Source organism: Mycobacterium sp. E802, assembly GCF_001666875.1.
Taxonomy (GTDB): domain Bacteria; phylum Actinomycetota; class Actinomycetes; order Mycobacteriales; family Mycobacteriaceae; genus Mycobacterium.
Window position 1 is genome coordinate 1 of the sequence record NZ_LZJD01000055.1, and the last position, 15428, is coordinate 15428.

The window sequence follows — 15428 nt, forward strand, 5'->3', positions numbered from 1 at the left end:
TCGCTGACCGGCAACGCGGCAGCTGTCATAACGGGCATACTACAAACTACCGTATTAATTCACAGACGGACCACTAGCACGTCGGGCCGATAGGGTGGCCCAAGTGTCCGTCACCCACATGATCCTGATCGCGTTGGCCGGTGTCGGAGCGGGTGCGATCAACGCCATCGTCGGTTCCGGCACGCTGATCACCTTTCCCACCCTGGTGGCACTCGGCTATCCGCCCGTTACCTCGACGATGTCGAATGCGATTGGCCTGGTGGCCGGCGGGGTGTCGGGCACCTGGGGTTATCGCCGCGAACTGCGTGGGCAGTGGAAGAGGCTGCGCTGGCAGATCCCGGGCTCGCTGATCGGCGCCGGGCTGGGCTCCTGGCTGCTGCTGCATCTGCCGGAGAAGGTGTTCGTCACGGTGGTGCCGGTGCTGCTGATCCTGGCACTGGTGTTGGTGGTGGTCGGCCCGCGGATCCAGGCATGGGCCCGGCAGCGCGCCGAGGCGACCGGCCAGTCCGCCGACCATGTGAGCCCGCGCCGGATGGCCATTCTGGTGATCGGCACATTCGCCGTCGGTATCTATGGCGGCTATTTCACCGCGGCCCAGGGCATCCTGTTGATCGCGGTGATGGGCGCCCTGCTACCCGAGTCGATCCAGCGGATGAACGCCGCCAAGAACCTGCTGTCCCTGTTGGTCAACATCGTGGCGGCGCTGGCCTACACGATCGTCGCGTTTGACCGGATCAGCTGGGCCGCGGCCGGCCTGATCGCCGCTGGTTCCTTGGTCGGCGGGTTCCTCGGGGCGCATTACGGCCGCCGGCTGTCGCCGAACGCGTTGCGCGCGGTGATCGTGGTGGTGGGATTGATCGGGTTGTACCGGTTGTTGACGGTGTGAGGTCGTCGACGTGACGTCGGCGAGGCTCTAGTAAGCTTTGCGAATCTGGCTCAACGCGAGGGAAGGGATGACCGGTGGCTGAACGTGCTTACCGCACCGCACCGTCTGCCCTGGCTGCTCTCGAGCCGTTCTGGCCCTCACGCCGTTTGATGGCTTTCGACGAATGGTGTCGCGCGCGCCGCTGATCCGCGCCCGTCAGTCCGTCAGGTCGCTTGCGACCACTAATCGAAAGCAGCCGAACCTGTGCGTTCGCTACTGATCTTCACGCTCGTCGGCCTCGGGGCCCAATTGGTCGACGGGGCGCTCGGGATGGCCTTCGGCGTCACCGCCTCGACGCTGCTGGTGCTCAGCGGCGTGGCCTCGGCACAGGCCAGCGCCGCGGTGCACCTGGCCGAGGTCGGCACCACGCTGGCGTCGGCGGTGTCGCATTGGCGGTTCAAGAACATCGACTGGCCCATGGTGGCCAAACTCGGCCTGCCGGGTGCCGCGGGTGCCTTCGCGGGTGCCACGGTGTTGTCGTCGCTGTCGACGGAATCGGCCGCACCGCTGATGGCCGCGATCCTGCTGGGCATCGGTGTCTACGTGCTGTTGCGTTTCTCGCTGGGCCGGCCGCTGACGCTGGGGGAGCACGGCACCAGTCACAGCGCGAAGTTCCTTGCCCCACTGGGATTGTTCGGCGGGTTCATCGACGCATCGGGCGGCGGCGGCTGGGGCCCGGTGACCACCAGCACGCTGCTGTCCCGGGGCAAGACCGCTCCGCGCACGGTGATCGGTTCGGTGAGCGCCTCGGAGTTCCTGGTGTCGGTCTCGGCGTCGATCGGCTTCCTGATCGGGCTGCGTCAGGAGTTCCTGGAGAACTGGCCCGTGGTGCTCGGTCTCATGGTCGGCGGCGTGATCGCCGCGCCCGTGGCCGCCTGGCTGGTCAGCCGGGTGAACCCGGCGCTGCTCGGCACCGCTGTCGGTGGGGTGATCCTGCTGACCAACAGCCAGAAATTGGTGCACTACTTCGGCGTCCACTGGCCGTGGTCCACCGGGATCTACACGCTCATCGTGGCGGGGTGGGCATTCCTGGTGGTTCGCGCTTGGCAGACGTCGCGGGCCCCGCGCGATGTCGACGATTCGGTGGTCACCGTGGTCGAAGAGCCGGCCGCACGCAGCTAGTCACGCCCGGTTGCCGGCTGCGGCAAACCGACGTACATCGTGTTGTGCAACGACAGCACATGATTGCGGGCAATCTGTGAGGCCGCCCGGCTGTCGCGTCGGCGCAGCGCCTCCACCAGTTGCGCGTGCTCGAGGTTGGACTGGTGCAGGTAGTCGATCGGGTACGGAATGAAATAGCGGTACAGCCTGTGCAGGACGTCGCAGTAGGTGTGCATGGCCCAGTCGAGACCGCTTGCCGCCGCGACTGTTTCGTGGAACCGCTGATCGGCACGGTGGAAGCGGGTCCAGTCGGTGGCCGCGGCGGCCTCGGCGACGATCGCCGCGAGCTCATCGAGTTGCGCGTCGGTGGCGGCGTGAGCCGCAGCGGTACTGAGGGCGTCCTCGGCCAGTGCTCGCAGGTCGATGAGGCGCCGCACCTCGAGGGCATCGGCGCGGTACGTGGCCGACGGGCGATCGGTTGCCGGCGTGGCCTGGACACCGCTGACGAAGGTCCCGCCGGCTCGGCCGCGACGGCGGATCACCAGGCCCTCATCGGCCATCGTCTGCAGAGCCCGGCGGACAGTGGCGACGCTGACGTCGAGGGCTCCGGCGATGTCGGGCTCGGCGGGCAGCCGTTCCCCGCTGGCCATGAGCCCCAGCTCCATGGCCAGCTCGAGGCGGGCCCGCACCGTGTCGGCTGCGCTCAGTCGAGTGATGCCCGCGACGGCGGGGGCGCTCAGCGCCGGATGCGCCTCACCGACCTGCAACGTCATGGGCCTCAGGGTACGTCAGCTATTGCCCTATTTGTTCAAGCTGAACTAATATCTCCGCTAATTCGCTCATTCTGGGTTATTAACGCGTCGGAGGTCCTGTGTCCGGAACCATCACGGTGGCCGCGGTCCAGGCCGCGCCGCTCGACGTGGCCGGCCTGCCGGTATTCGGTCGGGAGGACACCGTCGCCCAATTCGCCGACGACGTGCTTCGGGTGCGGTCAGCGGTGACGGGCCCGGCGCTGATCGTCTATCCCGAGATTCACCTGTTCGGCACCGAGGACACCGACATGCTGGACGCGGCCGCCGAACCACTCGACGGCCCCCTGTGCGCCGCCCTCGGTGAGGTGGCCCGCGACGCCGACACCTGGCTGGTTCCCGGCTCGCTGTGTGAGCGGGGGGAGAACGGCGAATTGTTCAACACCGCGCCGGTTTTCGCACCCGACGGAAGTCTCGTGGCGTCCTACCGCAAAGTCTTCCCCTGGCGGCCGTTCGAGAAGTACGCGGCCGGCGATCGTTTCGTCACCGTTGAGCTTCCCGGTATCGGTCGGCTCGGCTTGTCCATCTGTTACGACGCCTGGTTCCCGGAGGTGAGCCGCCATCTGGCCTGGATGGGCGCCGACGTGATCGTGAATGTCGTCAAGACCACCACCGACGACCGGAGCCAAGAGCTGGTGCTCGCCCGCGCCAATTCCATTGTGAACCAGGTGTTCACGGTGAGCGTCAACTGCGCCGGTCCGATCGGCAAGGGACGCAGCATCATCGTCGACCCGGAAGGTGATGTGCTCCAAGAGAACTCAGACGCCGCCCCGGGTGTGCTCTACCAGAGCATCGACTTCGGAGCCGTCGCCGCCGTACGTGAGCACGGCACCGCCGGCACCAACCGCATGTGGGAGCAGTTCGGGCCGTCGGACCGCCCGATCGCACTTCCGCTGTACCAGGGCCGCATCGACCCGCGCAGCTGGTCACCGTCGAACCGCCCGGCCAACTGAAAGGCACCGCCATGACACCACCATCCGCCGGGCAGCCGACTCTGGTGCGCGCCCTCGGGTTGCGCTCGTTGGTGCTCTTCGGGCTGGCCTACATGACGCCGTTGATCGTGCTCGGCATCTTCGGGGTGGTGGCCTCCACCACCTCCGGCGCGTCCGCGTCGGCCTACTTGATCGCGTTGGCGGCCATGCTGTTCACCGCATCCAGCTACGGCCGGATGGCGTCCGCCTACCCGGTGTCGGGGTCGGCCTACACCTACGTGCGCCGCACCATCGACGCACGCGTCGGATTCCTCACCGGCTGGGCGGTATTGCTGGACTACCTGTTTCTGCCCATGGTCATCTGGCTGATCGGAGCGGCATATCTCGACGCCCAGTTCCCGGGAGTTCCCGGCTGGTTGTGGGTGCTGGCCTTCATCCTCGTCACCACCGTGCTCAACGTCGTCGGCATCAAAGTCGCCGACAAGGCCAACTACCTGTTGATGGCGTTCCAACTGCTCGTCATCGGGTTGTTCGTGGCACTGTCGGTCGCCTCGGTGGTCCGCAGCAGCGGTGCCGGCGGGCTGATCGATGCGGGCCCGTTCACCGGGATCGGCGCCAGCATCGGGGGAGTGACGGCCGGTGCGGCCATCGCGGCCTACTCGTTCCTGGGGTTCGACGCCGTCACCACCTTCACCGAGGAAGCCATCGAGCCGCGCAAGAACATGCCGCGCGCCATCCTGCTGATCGCACTGATCGGCGGCGCCATCTTCCTGGTCATCGCATTCACCACCCAATTGGTGCACCCCGGAGGGGAATTCGCCGATTCCTCGTCCGCTGCCCTGGAGATCGCCAAGCAGATCGGTGGCAACCTGTTCGGGGCGGTGTTCCTCGCCGGCCTGATCCTCGCCCAGTTCGCGTCCGGCATCGCCGCTCAGGCCTCCGCGTCGCGGCTGCTGTTCGCCATGGGCCGCGACGGCACTCTGCCCCGGTCGGTGTTCGGCACGCTGAGCGCCAAATTCCGTACCCCGGCGGCCAACCTGGTGATGGTTGGCGCGGTGGGTCTGTTGGCGATGTTCCTCGACGTGGCGACCTCGACGTCGTTCATCAACTTCGGGGCGTTCGTGGCGTTCACCCTCGTGAACGTGTCGGTCATCGTCTACTACTTCCGCCACCGGGCCGCCGGCGAGGCGCGTAACCCTCTGCTCTACGTCGTGGCGCCGGCAATCGGTGCGGTCATCACGTCGTATCTGCTGCTGCAGCTCGACACCCGGGCGATCGTCCTGGGGCTGTGCTGGCTGGGTCTCGGGATCGTCGTGCTGGCCGTGACGAGTCGCGGTTTCAAGAAGCTGCCGCCGGAGATCGCGGTCGACGAAGCCGAGTCTGCCACCGCTCAAACCACCGTGTAGTGAGGGCTGACGTGTGACCGCTGGGGCGGATTAGAACAAGGGCGGGAGCCTACGGTAAGCTTTCGACTCGCTGCCGGTGCAAGCCGGAAGCACGCGGGCTGTGGCGCAGCTTGGTAGCGCACTTGACTGGGGGTCAAGTGGTCGCAGGTTCAAATCCTGTCAGCCCGACAAGAAAAACCCTCTCCGGCCAGCATCGGAGGGGGCCTCTTCGTTTCTGGGGTCGGGGAGCAGTCGGCGTGTTGACACGAGATGACACTCAACATCGGTTATCGGTTCTACTCTTCCGGCCATGGCTCGGATCCCCGACTACGTCAAGGTCGTCACCACACCCAGCGGCTCCACCCCTACCAGGCTGGGCGGCGCTACGGCCGAAGCCGCCCACGAAGAAGAGGAAGAAGGAGTACGCATCGCTGCGAACGTCAGCGCCATGCCCCGCCTTCCCCTTACGCTGCGGTGAGACCCACAACGCAGCGGTGTCTCGCCGGCCGGGATCAGCGGCCCCACCGCCTCGACAACCCGAAGCGGGAGAGTCGGAGGAGGCCCCTGATGAGTCGACGACGGACGATGGGGAGCAGAGGTGCCCCTCCCGACCTCTACGCCCGCGGCCACTCTGGCGGCTGCACGTGCGCAGCGTGCCTCGGCATGGGGTTCCCGTCCAGAGCGCGCCGCAAGGAGCCGGATGAACCGCCGAAGCTGTGCCCGACATGCCGCATCGAGTTGCCGGTCACCGGCGAGTGCGACAGTTGCTCGTAGCCGGATCGCCTCGAGCCCCAACGCGGCGTCGGCCCCTTCCCTTACGCTGCCCTCACCATGCAGAGCAATAAGCCGTGGCGCCCCGAACCCGAAGCTTGACGAGATCGCCGCCGTGGTGGCCCGCGTCGAGCTGATCCCCGCCGACCGTCCACTCACCGCGGGGGAAATCCGGATGCTCCACAGCCTTGCGGCCCGGCTGCGGAGACGGTCTCTGAACGACCGGTCCGAGGAGCTCCTCGACCTTCTGCGCCGCGTGTCCGCCGTCCGTACCCGGAACCGTGAGTCTGGCGTTCCCACGGCCGACGCGAAGCGCCCGCCGAAGAAAGGTCGGGGAGGAGTCGGTCAGATGCACCGCGAACTGTCCGAGTTGGCGGCCAAGCACCCGCTCGGACCCGAGAGCCTCGGGCGACTCCATGAGATCGTGAACGAGGCGGCACTCCTCGTCGAAAAGGGTCCCGCGTACCAGCGTCTCTACGAGCGGGCGCTGCAGATCCAGAAAAAGGCCCTGCGACCGCCGCATCAGACGAAGGCGACCGGCAAGTCCCGTGGTCTCGTCAAGAACCCGGAGTTGTTGTATGGCGGCCGTGAGGTGCTCGGCGGGGCACCGTCGACGGGGCGCAGGCGCTGACGGTGTCCGATGCCAACCCGTCGGTGCCCGCCGGGTCTCAACCCGCCACGCCACGGGTTGACACCTCCGCCGTTGAGGTTCGCGAGCGCCGCGCCGCGACCGCACGCCGGTACCAACCCGAACACGTTCAACTGCTCCTGGTAGCGCAAGCTCCGCCCGACGCCGACGATCGCTATTTCTACTTCCCGGGCGTGGCGCAGCACGACTGGCTGTTCTGGGCGGTCGTGCGGGCGCTCCTGCCGGGCGCCGGACTCACCAGGGACCACAAGCCGGCCCTGCTGGAGCAGCTGCGCGACCGTGGTGTGTTCCTGATCGATCTGAAGCCCGATCCCATCGTGAACAGCCGGGCCAGCTTGTTGGAGCTGAGGCCGCACGTTCCGGCGCTGCTGGATCGGATCGCTGAATTACAGCCCGAGCGCATCATCTTGATCAAGATCGACGTGTACGACGCGGCGTACCCCGCGTTGGCGGCCGGGGGCCTGCCCGTCAGCAAGGTCCGTGTCCCGTTCCCGTCGCATGGGCAGCAGGAGAAGTTCAGGGTGGCGTTCGGGCGGGCACTGGCTGGCGGGTGATCCCTCGTCTATGTCGCACCCGCCGTGCAACGCTTAGGTCCGTGATTGACGACGCTGCCCCCCTGGGGCAACCGCCCGATGCGGATTGGGATGACCCACAGCGGTTCGAAGGCGTGGTGGCGTTCTCATTCGTCCTCCCGTACCTGCTTCCCCTCGAACCGCAGGCGGTGCCCATCGGCGTCGATGACTACTACCTTCGAGTCCGCGGGGTGACGCCAGCTGAATTCGATGACGCCTGGACGCAGATGCCGTTCAGCTGCTTGACGATGTGGTCGGTCGAGTCTGGTGGGGTTGACCCCGTCGTTGAAGACACGACGCTGGCATCGGCTGCTCTGGCCCGCGTCACCGGTCAGGAGCCGCAGCCATCTCCGCAGCACGACGACGGGCGCCAGCGATCGGCGGTCGTTGTTCTGATTCCCGTGAAGAGCCGGACCGCCGCCCTCATGCCGCCACACGACGGCAAGGTGGATCCGCTCACCCTCGCCCACTGGCTGATCGCCGACGCTGTCCGATCGTTGCGGATCGCCTCGATGGCCCCCATCCCGGATCTGCACTACCGGTCGTTGAACCCGATCGTGCCCGCTGCGTTCGGGTCGGTGGGCGAAGGCGGGCTGGTCAACTTCGATCAGAAGCAGACCGCCATTCTGCTGGACCACCTGCCCGCACGCCTCACCACAGTGCCGCCGGTCGATCAGGCCGAAGTGGGCAGAGTATTCGGGGAACTCGGCGGCCATGAGCTCACCGCGGACTGGGTGCTCACTGTCCCCGAACCGATGAACTTCCGCATCGACCAGGACGCGGGCTCGTCGCGGGCGGTGTTCTGGCGGCCGGGCCTGACGGCGATGTTCGCCCCGTGGGGCAACCCGAGGGGGGACACGCCCCCGCCGAGCGCCTGCAGCAGGTTCGGGGTCATGTCTCGCCGCATGGATTCGACCACGCCGAGTGGTCGGAAGACAGTGCGCACTACCTCACTTACCGCCTCGCCGAAGGGGCCGGCGACGCGAGGCTGCCTGCGCTCTACGGCTTCGTGGTGAGCACCGCTGGCCACGCAGCTGACCGTGTACTTCGACAGCGGAGACGACCTGGCATCGGCGCAGGCACTGGTGCGGTCGATCACGAGCAGACGGTGAGCGGGTTCACTCGGCCGGAGGCTCCCGCCGAACTTGCTCCTGCTCGGTATCCGCTCGGTTCCCGACGTCAGTCCGGCTGAGCCTCGTACCACTGCTCGCCGGTGCCGAGTTCACGGACATCGACGCCGCTGGAGGTGACGAGCTCCTCAGGTGCAACGAAGTACGCCATGCCGGTCGGATCCCCGGTGTACCAGTACAACCAGCGCTGCGCGCAGCCACGTCGCGCGGCGATCGTCGCGAACCGGGAAAGAATGCGTTCCAGGCTGGCCGATGCCCGGCTGCCCTCACCGTCGATGTCGCGGGCCATGAAGTCGTCCCCGTCGAGTTCGACGAACACTTTCCCGTCGTGGACACGGATCGGTCCACGCTCCACGACTACGCCCCCGTGGGCCATGGCCGCCACCATGCCGCCGATCAAATCTTCGGCCCACTCTTCGGCTTCTTCCTGAGGTGCGAAGTCGCCTTCGATGTACACCCCTCTGGCCTGGTGGTCGTTGCTCCACTCACCGAAGAGCTTGTAGGCCAACGTTTCATCCATCATGGCGCTCCTCGTAGGTCGATGTAGCCTCCGTCGGCGGTGTACCCCTCGACCGGCCGCAGTTCGTAGCCGTCACCGATCGTGTCGGTCCTGTAGAACCGCTCGAACATCTCGGCTGCCTCCTCCGCGGTGAACATCTCGTGGCGGCTGATCGTCTGCGTGCTACGCGGCAGCACGATGTCCACGTCGGGCTCGGCCGGTCCCGTATGTGGGTGGCCGACGACCGATCGCACCGACACAGCGCCGATGTCGGCTCCGCCGGGACGGCAGAACTCGATCACCATGGTCTCGGCCGTGCCGGCGGCTTGCAGGTACAGCGATTTCGAGAAGTCGGCCGGAGCACCGGCGGGCGGGCGGGCGCTGAGCACGATGGCCCACGGGTCTGCGCCGTCCATACTCCGCAGGTGGTGGTCGATGATGCCCGGGTGGTGTTCCCGGATCAGATCGCTCGATATGGTGCGCTGGGTCTCGCACAGCACTTGGTAGTCGTGGGTGGGAGTCAGGCTCGCCGTGAACGCCGCGTACGCCGCAGGACCTTTCGCGTAGGCGGCCAGGTACTTGAGCACGTCGACCGTCGAAGACATCCCACCCCGCTCGCCGCGGGCGATCGCATCATCGGCCACCCGGGCCGCGTCGGCGTTGCGGCCAGCGGCGATCAGCGCGGTGACGGTGCGGGTCAGGGCCCGGCTCGGAGCTATTCCGTCGGGTGAGTGTTCCACAACCGCTGCGTAGTCGGCGTCCGTCGGATGCGCGGAGATGAACTCGGCGCGGATACGGTCGAACTCGTCGAGCACCGGATCCCAGTCCGGCTCGTCGGTCGGAGAGACGTCCCAATGGCCGCTGCCGATCCGCAGCGGCTGGACCTTGAAGGCACCGTTGACGCGGCGGTTGATCCGCATCTGCCGTCCCATCACCACGTCGGGCATGAAGGCGGCCCACAGGATCTCGTCGACGGCGAGCGGCTTGACGTCGACGGTCCAGGTGATCCGGAGCCGGTCGGGGTCCTTGTCCGGATGGAACACCTGCGGGTAGAAGAGTTCCGTCACGTAGACGTCGTCGAGGATGAACCCGGTCGCGCTGACGAACCGCATGCCGTGGCCCTTGCACGCGGGCCGCAGCGCGTCGTTCCACGCCCGAAGGATCGGCGATCCCTTTGCCACGGTTCCCCCTCACTGCGGTCCCCCGACCGCTACCGCAGAAGTACATCAGACGGCGCCGTCGGTGGTGCGGGTGCTGCACCGCATCCTCGACCCGCAACTGCGCAGCCTCGAGGCGAAGGCGCTGACTGAAGAGATGGCCCTCAATCCCGTCAAGGAGTTGCAGTTCTTGAAGCCGGACCACCGCGGGGCGCGCCACGTGCCAGTGGGCAAGCAAAGTCGGGAAGCTCTTGAGGCGATGGTCAGTCGCACGGGGTGGGTACTTGATTCGGCCACCAGCGGGTGCTTCAACGTAGTTTGACTTGGTGTCCGTCCGGCTGCGCGGGCCCACCCAAACGCTGAATCATGCTGTCGGAGTTCCCGCGTTAGCGGACCCAATCAGAGCCTCAGTAAGACGCGAGATCCGTCTGGGCGCTTCACCGCAACCTCCAGCTCCCCACCGGTGGCCTCCACGTACTTACGGAGTGTGTCGACCCGGCTGGTGCCTAGGTCGCCGTGCTCCATTTGGGAAACGCGGTTCTGCCCGACACCGATGGCTGCGGCGAGCGCGGTCTGGGTGTAACCGGCGTCTTCCCGCAATTCGCGAAGGCGGTACTGCGCAACCTCGCGATCCATCTCTTCCTTGATTGCGTCGATGCGGGCCCGGTTGCCCGGACGGCGACGGCGAAGATCATCGAGCGTGGTCATCGTTTCTTCCCCTTTCTTGTCTTTGGCTCGGCGGCTGTGACTGCCTGCCTCATCTTCTGTTGGTATTCGGTGAATAGGCGGTCGGCGATGAGAACGTTCGTCGCGTACCACTTCGTCCAGTTCCCTGCTTTGTCTCCGGCGACGAGCATGATCGCTCGGGACTGGATGTCGAGGCGAAGAGCACCCGGATGTGGGCTCCGCCCTTGGTGGGGCGAGGTCGGAGTTCCTTCATGTTCGGATGCGCCGATCCTTCGAGGGTGTCCACGAATGGCCGGCGCGTAACTGGTCCGTATTCCTCCAACTGCTCCAGCGCCGCGATCAGGTGGTCGTACTCCTCGTCGTCGGGGCTGTCGATCCATGTTTCGATGAGGGATCAACCTCCCACTTCCGCACGGTCGCAATTCTATCAGCTAGAGCTGATATCAGCTAGAAGTGATTCCCGCGTGCTATCGGTCGCGGTTGCGGGGTACGCGGAACTGGCGAATACACGACGGTCGCGTAGGTTCTTCAGAGAATAAAATCCGAGAACCTACGCCGCATCGAACGAAAGCCATCATGTCCCAGGATCAGAACTCAGACGTTCCACCGAATCACCTCTCCATCGATCCGCGCAGCGCCTTCTATAGCGAAGAGGTGCTCGTCCGCGGCGTGGGGATTCGCTTCAATGGCGTCGAGAAAACCAATGTGCACGAGTACGACGTGGCCGAGGGCTGGGTGCGTGTGGAGGTTCCTACCGCCAAGGATCGCCGCGGAAATCCGATGGTCGTCAAGCTCAGCGGCACGGTTGAACCTTATTTCCGCCAAGCGAACTAGCGCACGCGCATCGCCTGACCGCGCGCCAGGTCTTACCGACCGGAATCTTCTCGAGCCATCCGCTCACGGATACCACCACCGACGCTGGTGCCCTGTGCCATGGGCTCGTAGATGGCCCCGGTGGTGTGCGGAACCGGGTCGGCCTTCTCGACTTCGGATTCGGCGGTCTGGCCCGACAAGCGTTCGGTGAGGGTGGGAAACAGGTGGTGCGACAGGTTGGCCATGTGTCCCTTGGCGCCGACGGGTTGCTTCACCTTGGGGTCGATACACGCCCCGACGATCGCGTCGATGACGAGCTGCGGGTCGTCCATGGCGGCCATGCGGGGTGCGTGGCCGGTGTAGTTGGCGGCATGGGTCCACCACGGCGTGTCGACCGCCCACGGCATGATGGTGCCGACCTTGATGTCCTCGTGGCCGGCCAGTCGTAGCTCCTCTGCCAACGACCGACTCAGGCTGAGGACCGCGGCTTTTGTTGCCGCATACGAGGTTTGGTAGGCCAGCGGCACTTCACTGTCCACCGAACCGATGTTGATCAAGACGCCTCTGCCTTGTGTGCGGAACTGCTGGATCGCCGCGTGGGCACCGTAGATCAGCCCTTTCAGGTTGACGTCGACTAGCCGGGCATGGTCTTCGATCGGGATATCCCAGAACAGGCCGAGCGCTCCGACTCCGACATTGTTGATCCAGATGTCGAAGCCGCCGAAGTGTTCGACAGCGGTTGCCGCCAACCGGGAAACATCGGCAGGACTGCTGACGTCGGTGGGCACCACCAGGGCCTTGCCGCCGTTGCCCTGGATCTCGGCGGCAAGGCCGTCGAGCGCGTCGCGGCGGCGGGCGGCCAGCACCACGTTGGCTCCGCGCCGGGCAAGTTCCGTGGCCGTGCCACGGCCAAAACCGCTGGAGGCCCCGGTGATGACCGCAGTCACGCCGGCAACCGATTTCTCGTGACTCATCGTGTCTGCTTTCCCAGGCGTGACTGATCAGCGGCCGGCCTGCTCGACCAATCGGGCGAAGGCGGCCGTGTCGTCGGAATCGATCACCGGGAAGCCTGCGCCGGGTTCACCGACCCAATGCAGCTCGATGCCCGGATTGTGAACATCGGAGCCGTCGGCCAGGAAAAAGTGCGGACTGCCCTGCACCTGCGAGACGTGCTCGCGATAGTCGTGCATCATCGCTGCCCGCGCACTGCCGGTGTCCAACGCCTCGGCGATTCGGTCCGCGTCGACCCGCGGACATTGTTGAGCGATCTCCACCAGCTCATGCGCCAACGAGATGGGCCGGCTGTCGGTGAAAAAGGCGTGCCTGATCGCCATGTCGAATTCCTCGGCGGCTGCCAACGACTGCTGTTTGGCGGCGTGCACGGCCTCGTTGGCGGGCAGGGACGTGATCGGCCACGTCGACGGATCCGATTGCCATGGGACCCAACCGAAGTCCGGCTCGATCGAGCCGAGCACCGGAATCTCGGCGTCCAGATATCGTTTGGGAATCGGGAACCGGTTGACGTCTTCGAGGGCGAACAATCGCAGGTCGACGCGGACTTTGTCGGTGAGGCCGGCCTTCTCGCGTTCACGGTAGAACCGGTGGAGTGCGACGGTGGACCACCCGCAGACCACGTCGGTGTACACCACCACCGTGCCGGGCTGTACCTTCATGGCCGCGCCGTGCCTTGACTCGACCGAGGCTGTGATTCCTGGCGTTCCGCGCCTTCACCGTGGACGCCGGCAGAACCCAGGGTTTCCTTCAGTTCGCCGGTCTGATCCTCGACGGCGCCTGTGACTCCTTCTGCCGGTGCGCTCTTTTCGGACATGAATATCGGACCTCTCCTCGGCTTTTCGCCCTACGGCACGACGCGTGCCGGGGCTCGCTCATGTCGTATGCCCTACCGCCCGACGATGAAACCCCGCTGCAGCGGATCGGTCGAAGCGTCGCGGCGCACCCGCATCCGGCCCGAGGACGAATTACTCCGACGCAGCCCGGCGCGTCTGGGTCTCACCGACCACCAACTCGAGGCTGTCCCCGACATTCACGGTCACCACCGCCGTCGCCTGGAACAGCCCGTAGAAGTCGTCGGTCCTGGCGAACGTGTGCGCACGGGAGAACAGTGGCTGCACGTCGAACACACGCACCCGAAGCTTTTCGCGCGTGAGCCTGCCCAATTCCCGGCCGGTTTCGGGATCGGTGATCACCTGATCCGAATCGGAGTGCACGGAAAAAACCATGCCCGGCACCACGCCCGCCTCGGCGCCCCGATTGATGACCAACGTGTAGTCGTCTTCGATGAGCGCGACCTGGCCGCAGAGGTGGTCGGTCATGACGCCGCCAGAGAATTGCTTTCTCGCAGCGGCTTGGGTGCCGATCCGGCGCGGATTCGCGGTCGCGCTTCGTGGCCTTCGACCGCGAGCAGCGCGTCGACATGGCTCGCCGCGTCCTGCTCTGTCCCGAGCGTGAGTTCGACGGCCGTCTTCGCCTGGAACAGCGCGATCATCGCCTGTTGCTGATGTTCCGCGCCGAAGGCGTTGAGAGCGACGGTGAGTTTCGTGTCGACATATTCGACCGACCGCTGCAGCTCGGGCGTCGAGGCGCGGGCAATCGGGCGCTGGGTGCGTGGCGCGGACTGCCCGCTGTACCAACGGTTTCCGAGCGCGCCGAGCGCGATCGAGCACACCGGGACCACCACGACGATGCAGACCAGACCCACCGTCCCAGACAGTGCGATGGCGCCGACGACACCCAGCAGTGTGAGCAGACCCAGCACGGTCAGTTGGCGAACCGTCGACGGTACGGCGTCGATCACCTGCGCCACATCTTTGAGGGTGCGAACGCCGAATCGGGCGACGGCGGCGATGAAGCCGACGACGGCTGCGCCGGCCTTGAGGGCGATCCGCCCGCATTCGTCGACGTGTTTGCGCGTCACGGCAGGCTTGGGCATCGTCCAGACGCGCTGCTGAGCCGACGGTGAATCGGAGGCGGTGCCGGGTGCGTTCGGCACCTCGTCGGTCTTCGGTTCGGACGTCGGGGACGAGGGTGCCTCGTCGGTCACATTCGTATCAGCAGCCACATCTGCATCATCGCGCCCCGGCGTCCGATGAACGTTCCGGCGCGCCGAGGATTCCCAATTTCACACCGGCTGAAGCACTACGTCAGGTACGTTTCCTGCCCCGTCGGGAATCCGCCACCATTGGTGGCGATGTGAACATGGTCGAAGTGGTTGGCCGTGATGCCACCACGGTCCGCCATCTTTCGGGGTGGCCTGCCGTGTGAGTAGATCTCCTGCCGGAAGATCACATGGTTCACCCCGAACCGGTCCGCGTTGTCCAGCACGTAGGCGACGACGCGGTCGCCGAGAGCCTTACCTTCCGGTGTCGCATAGTTCGGGATCATCACGTCGATGGCCAATCCGTTCGGATGCCACTTCAGGGAATCGGCGCGGACCCCGCCGATGTCGAGGATCTCGGGGAAGCGCGCGCTGACGGCCCGGGCGGCCAGGATGGTCTCGACTTGGAGACCCTTTTCGGGTGCGCGGCCGGCGGGCAACGGAAAACGCATGTTTCGACGCACGGCGGGGATGCCCGGCGCCGCTGATGTCAGTGACTGCTTGGCCACCGGCGCGACGACGGCCTCGTTGTGTGGCGGTGCCTCGGCCGTGATGGCCGGCGCGGTATCTGCGCCGACGGCGATGAGTGCGGCGGCAGGCACGACGACCGCGGCCGCGGCAGTCGATCGGCGGCGCCGATCCTTTTTGAGCTGGTGTCTACCCACGGGGTCCGGACCTTACCGGCGGGTTCCCGGATTTGAGGCATCGCGATGTTGTCTGATGCTGTCGATGGCAACCATCTCGTGCCGAGGAATCGGCGCAGCCGTGACGCGGTAGAGTATCGCGACACCGTCGGCGGGACCGGTGCTGCCGTTTCCAAATGGGCAGGCCGGCGGCTATATGGCGCGAAATGTGGCCCGCATGTTGCCGGCGGGCAGGTACC

At 66.2% G+C, this 15428-nt stretch carries 20 protein-coding genes and 1 tRNA gene; 11 read left to right on the top strand and 10 right to left on the bottom strand.

What is annotated here, in order from left to right; genetic code table 11:
• The first annotated feature begins 118 nt into the window (after positions 1 to 118).
• The gene (locus tag A5699_RS08340; RefSeq protein ID WP_067768167.1) at positions 119 to 886 is read left to right on the top strand and encodes a sulfite exporter TauE/SafE family protein; all 768 of its coding nucleotides are present in this window, start codon (positions 119 to 121) and stop codon (positions 884 to 886) included.
• Positions 887 to 1129: 243 nt separating this feature from the next.
• Positions 1130 to 2047 carry a sulfite exporter TauE/SafE family protein gene (locus A5699_RS08345; protein ID WP_067768109.1) on the top strand — a complete coding sequence of 306 codons (918 nt, stop codon included), beginning with the start codon at positions 1130 to 1132 and terminating at the stop codon, positions 2045 to 2047.
• Here A5699_RS08345 and A5699_RS08350 read toward each other — a convergent pair.
• Positions 2044 to 2799 carry a FadR/GntR family transcriptional regulator gene (locus A5699_RS08350; protein ID WP_067768111.1) on the bottom strand — a complete coding sequence of 252 codons (756 nt, stop codon included), beginning with the start codon at positions 2797 to 2799 and terminating at the stop codon, positions 2044 to 2046. The two genes, A5699_RS08345 and A5699_RS08350, sit on opposite strands and share 4 nt — an antisense overlap.
• A 98-nt stretch (positions 2800 to 2897) precedes the next feature.
• Between A5699_RS08350 and A5699_RS08355 the strand changes: the two genes are divergently transcribed.
• The 7 genes from A5699_RS08355 to A5699_RS29860 all read left to right on the top strand — a co-directional run bounded on the left by A5699_RS08355 (position 2898) and on the right by A5699_RS29860 (position 8160).
• Entirely contained in the window at positions 2898 to 3788 is an 891-nt protein-coding gene (locus tag A5699_RS08355; protein WP_082957627.1) for a carbon-nitrogen hydrolase family protein, read from the top strand.
• Between the two features lie 11 nt (positions 3789 to 3799).
• Positions 3800 to 5173 (top strand): APC family permease, encoded by a 1374-nt coding sequence (locus A5699_RS08360; RefSeq protein WP_067768112.1) that lies wholly within the window; start codon positions 3800 to 3802, stop codon positions 5171 to 5173.
• Positions 5174 to 5267: 94 nt separating this feature from the next.
• A tRNA-Pro gene (locus tag A5699_RS08365) sits at positions 5268 to 5341 on the top strand.
• Positions 5342 to 5462: 121 nt separating this feature from the next.
• Positions 5463 to 5630: a hypothetical protein gene (locus A5699_RS29030; protein WP_157561153.1), complete on the top strand. Its 168-nt coding sequence runs from the start codon at positions 5463 to 5465 to the stop codon at positions 5628 to 5630.
• 642 nt (positions 5631 to 6272) lie between these two features.
• Positions 6273 to 6554, top strand: coding sequence for a hypothetical protein (locus A5699_RS29035; RefSeq protein ID WP_157561154.1), 282 nt, complete (start codon positions 6273 to 6275; stop codon positions 6552 to 6554).
• 2 nt (positions 6555 to 6556) lie between these two features.
• A complete protein-coding gene (locus tag A5699_RS08375) occupies positions 6557 to 7126 on the top strand; it encodes a hypothetical protein (protein WP_231965646.1) in 570 nt (189 codons plus the stop codon).
• 41 nt (positions 7127 to 7167) lie between these two features.
• Entirely contained in the window at positions 7168 to 8160 is a 993-nt protein-coding gene (locus tag A5699_RS29860) for a hypothetical protein (RefSeq protein WP_231965647.1), read from the top strand.
• A 163-nt stretch (positions 8161 to 8323) separates the two neighbouring features.
• Here the strand turns inward: A5699_RS29860 and A5699_RS08385 are convergent, their stop codons facing one another.
• Both A5699_RS08385 and A5699_RS08390 read right to left on the bottom strand, forming a co-directional pair.
• Positions 8324 to 8794, bottom strand: a complete 471-nt coding sequence (locus tag A5699_RS08385; protein ID WP_067768116.1) for a hypothetical protein — start codon at positions 8792 to 8794, stop codon at positions 8324 to 8326.
• On the bottom strand, positions 8794 to 9954 hold the full coding sequence (locus A5699_RS08390; protein ID WP_157561155.1) for a hypothetical protein: 1161 nt from the start codon (positions 9952 to 9954) through the stop codon (positions 8794 to 8796). The genes A5699_RS08385 and A5699_RS08390 overlap by 1 nt, the downstream gene beginning before the upstream one ends.
• Before the next feature lie 61 nt (positions 9955 to 10015).
• Here A5699_RS08390 and A5699_RS08395 point away from each other — a divergent pair, with 61 nt between their 5' ends.
• Entirely contained in the window at positions 10016 to 10252 is a 237-nt protein-coding gene (locus A5699_RS08395; protein WP_142254230.1) for a hypothetical protein, read from the top strand.
• A gap of 77 nt (positions 10253 to 10329) precedes the next feature.
• Here A5699_RS08395 and A5699_RS08400 read toward each other — a convergent pair whose 3' ends face one another.
• Together A5699_RS08400 and A5699_RS29865 are read right to left on the bottom strand one after the other, a co-directional pair.
• Positions 10330 to 10638, bottom strand: a complete 309-nt coding sequence (locus tag A5699_RS08400; RefSeq protein WP_067768122.1) for a helix-turn-helix transcriptional regulator — start codon at positions 10636 to 10638, stop codon at positions 10330 to 10332.
• 49 nt (positions 10639 to 10687) lie between these two features.
• Complete coding sequence (locus A5699_RS29865) at positions 10688 to 10939, bottom strand: hypothetical protein (protein ID WP_231965648.1); 252 nt, start codon at positions 10937 to 10939, stop codon at positions 10688 to 10690.
• Between the two features lie 254 nt (positions 10940 to 11193).
• Between A5699_RS29865 and A5699_RS08410 the strand changes: the two genes are divergently transcribed.
• On the top strand, positions 11194 to 11451 hold the full coding sequence (locus A5699_RS08410) for a DUF3297 family protein (RefSeq protein ID WP_067768124.1): 258 nt from the start codon (positions 11194 to 11196) through the stop codon (positions 11449 to 11451).
• Positions 11452 to 11483: 32 nt separating this feature from the next.
• On the opposite strand, the gene A5699_RS08415 is transcribed toward A5699_RS08410, so the two are convergent.
• The 5 genes from A5699_RS08415 to A5699_RS08435 form a co-directional block, all read right to left on the bottom strand.
• The gene (locus A5699_RS08415) at positions 11484 to 12404 is read right to left on the bottom strand and encodes an SDR family oxidoreductase (RefSeq protein ID WP_067768126.1); all 921 of its coding nucleotides are present in this window, start codon (positions 12402 to 12404) and stop codon (positions 11484 to 11486) included.
• 27 nt (positions 12405 to 12431) lie between these two features.
• Entirely contained in the window at positions 12432 to 13103 is a 672-nt protein-coding gene (locus A5699_RS08420; RefSeq protein ID WP_067768128.1) for a DsbA family protein, read from the bottom strand.
• Positions 13104 to 13409: 306 nt separating this feature from the next.
• Positions 13410 to 13763, bottom strand: coding sequence for a hypothetical protein (locus A5699_RS08425; RefSeq protein ID WP_067768130.1), 354 nt, complete (start codon positions 13761 to 13763; stop codon positions 13410 to 13412).
• Positions 13760 to 14509, bottom strand: a complete 750-nt coding sequence (locus A5699_RS08430) for a hypothetical protein (protein WP_067768132.1) — start codon at positions 14507 to 14509, stop codon at positions 13760 to 13762. The genes A5699_RS08425 and A5699_RS08430 overlap by 4 nt, the downstream gene beginning before the upstream one ends.
• A gap of 77 nt (positions 14510 to 14586) precedes the next feature.
• Positions 14587 to 15210 carry a hypothetical protein gene (locus A5699_RS08435; protein WP_067768134.1) on the bottom strand — a complete coding sequence of 208 codons (624 nt, stop codon included), beginning with the start codon at positions 15208 to 15210 and terminating at the stop codon, positions 14587 to 14589.
• Positions 15211 to 15428 lie beyond the last annotated feature (218 nt).

What these genes read in the sequence shown, in the direction of transcription:
- A5699_RS08340 (WP_067768167.1), top strand. Translation starts at nt 119, where the DNA reads ATGATCCTGATCGCGTTGGCCGGTGTCGGAGCGGGTGCGATCAACGCC.
- A5699_RS08350 (WP_067768111.1), bottom strand. Translation starts at nt 2,799, where the DNA reads ATGACGTTGCAGGTCGGTGAGGCGCATCCGGCGCTGAGCGCCCCCGCC.
- A5699_RS08360 (WP_067768112.1), top strand. Translation starts at nt 3,800, where the DNA reads ATGACACCACCATCCGCCGGGCAGCCGACTCTGGTGCGCGCCCTCGGG.
- A5699_RS29030 (WP_157561153.1), top strand. Translation starts at nt 5,463, where the DNA reads ATGGCTCGGATCCCCGACTACGTCAAGGTCGTCACCACACCCAGCGGC.
- A5699_RS29035 (WP_157561154.1), top strand. Translation starts at nt 6,273, where the DNA reads ATGCACCGCGAACTGTCCGAGTTGGCGGCCAAGCACCCGCTCGGACCC.
- A5699_RS08385 (WP_067768116.1), bottom strand. Translation starts at nt 8,794, where the DNA reads ATGGATGAAACGTTGGCCTACAAGCTCTTCGGTGAGTGGAGCAACGAC.
- A5699_RS08400 (WP_067768122.1), bottom strand. Translation starts at nt 10,638, where the DNA reads ATGACCACGCTCGATGATCTTCGCCGTCGCCGTCCGGGCAACCGGGCC.
- A5699_RS08410 (WP_067768124.1), top strand. Translation starts at nt 11,194, where the DNA reads ATGTCCCAGGATCAGAACTCAGACGTTCCACCGAATCACCTCTCCATC.
- A5699_RS08415 (WP_067768126.1), bottom strand. Translation starts at nt 12,404, where the DNA reads ATGAGTCACGAGAAATCGGTTGCCGGCGTGACTGCGGTCATCACCGGG.
- A5699_RS08420 (WP_067768128.1), bottom strand. Translation starts at nt 13,103, where the DNA reads ATGAAGGTACAGCCCGGCACGGTGGTGGTGTACACCGACGTGGTCTGC.
- A5699_RS08425 (WP_067768130.1), bottom strand. Translation starts at nt 13,763, where the DNA reads ATGACCGACCACCTCTGCGGCCAGGTCGCGCTCATCGAAGACGACTAC.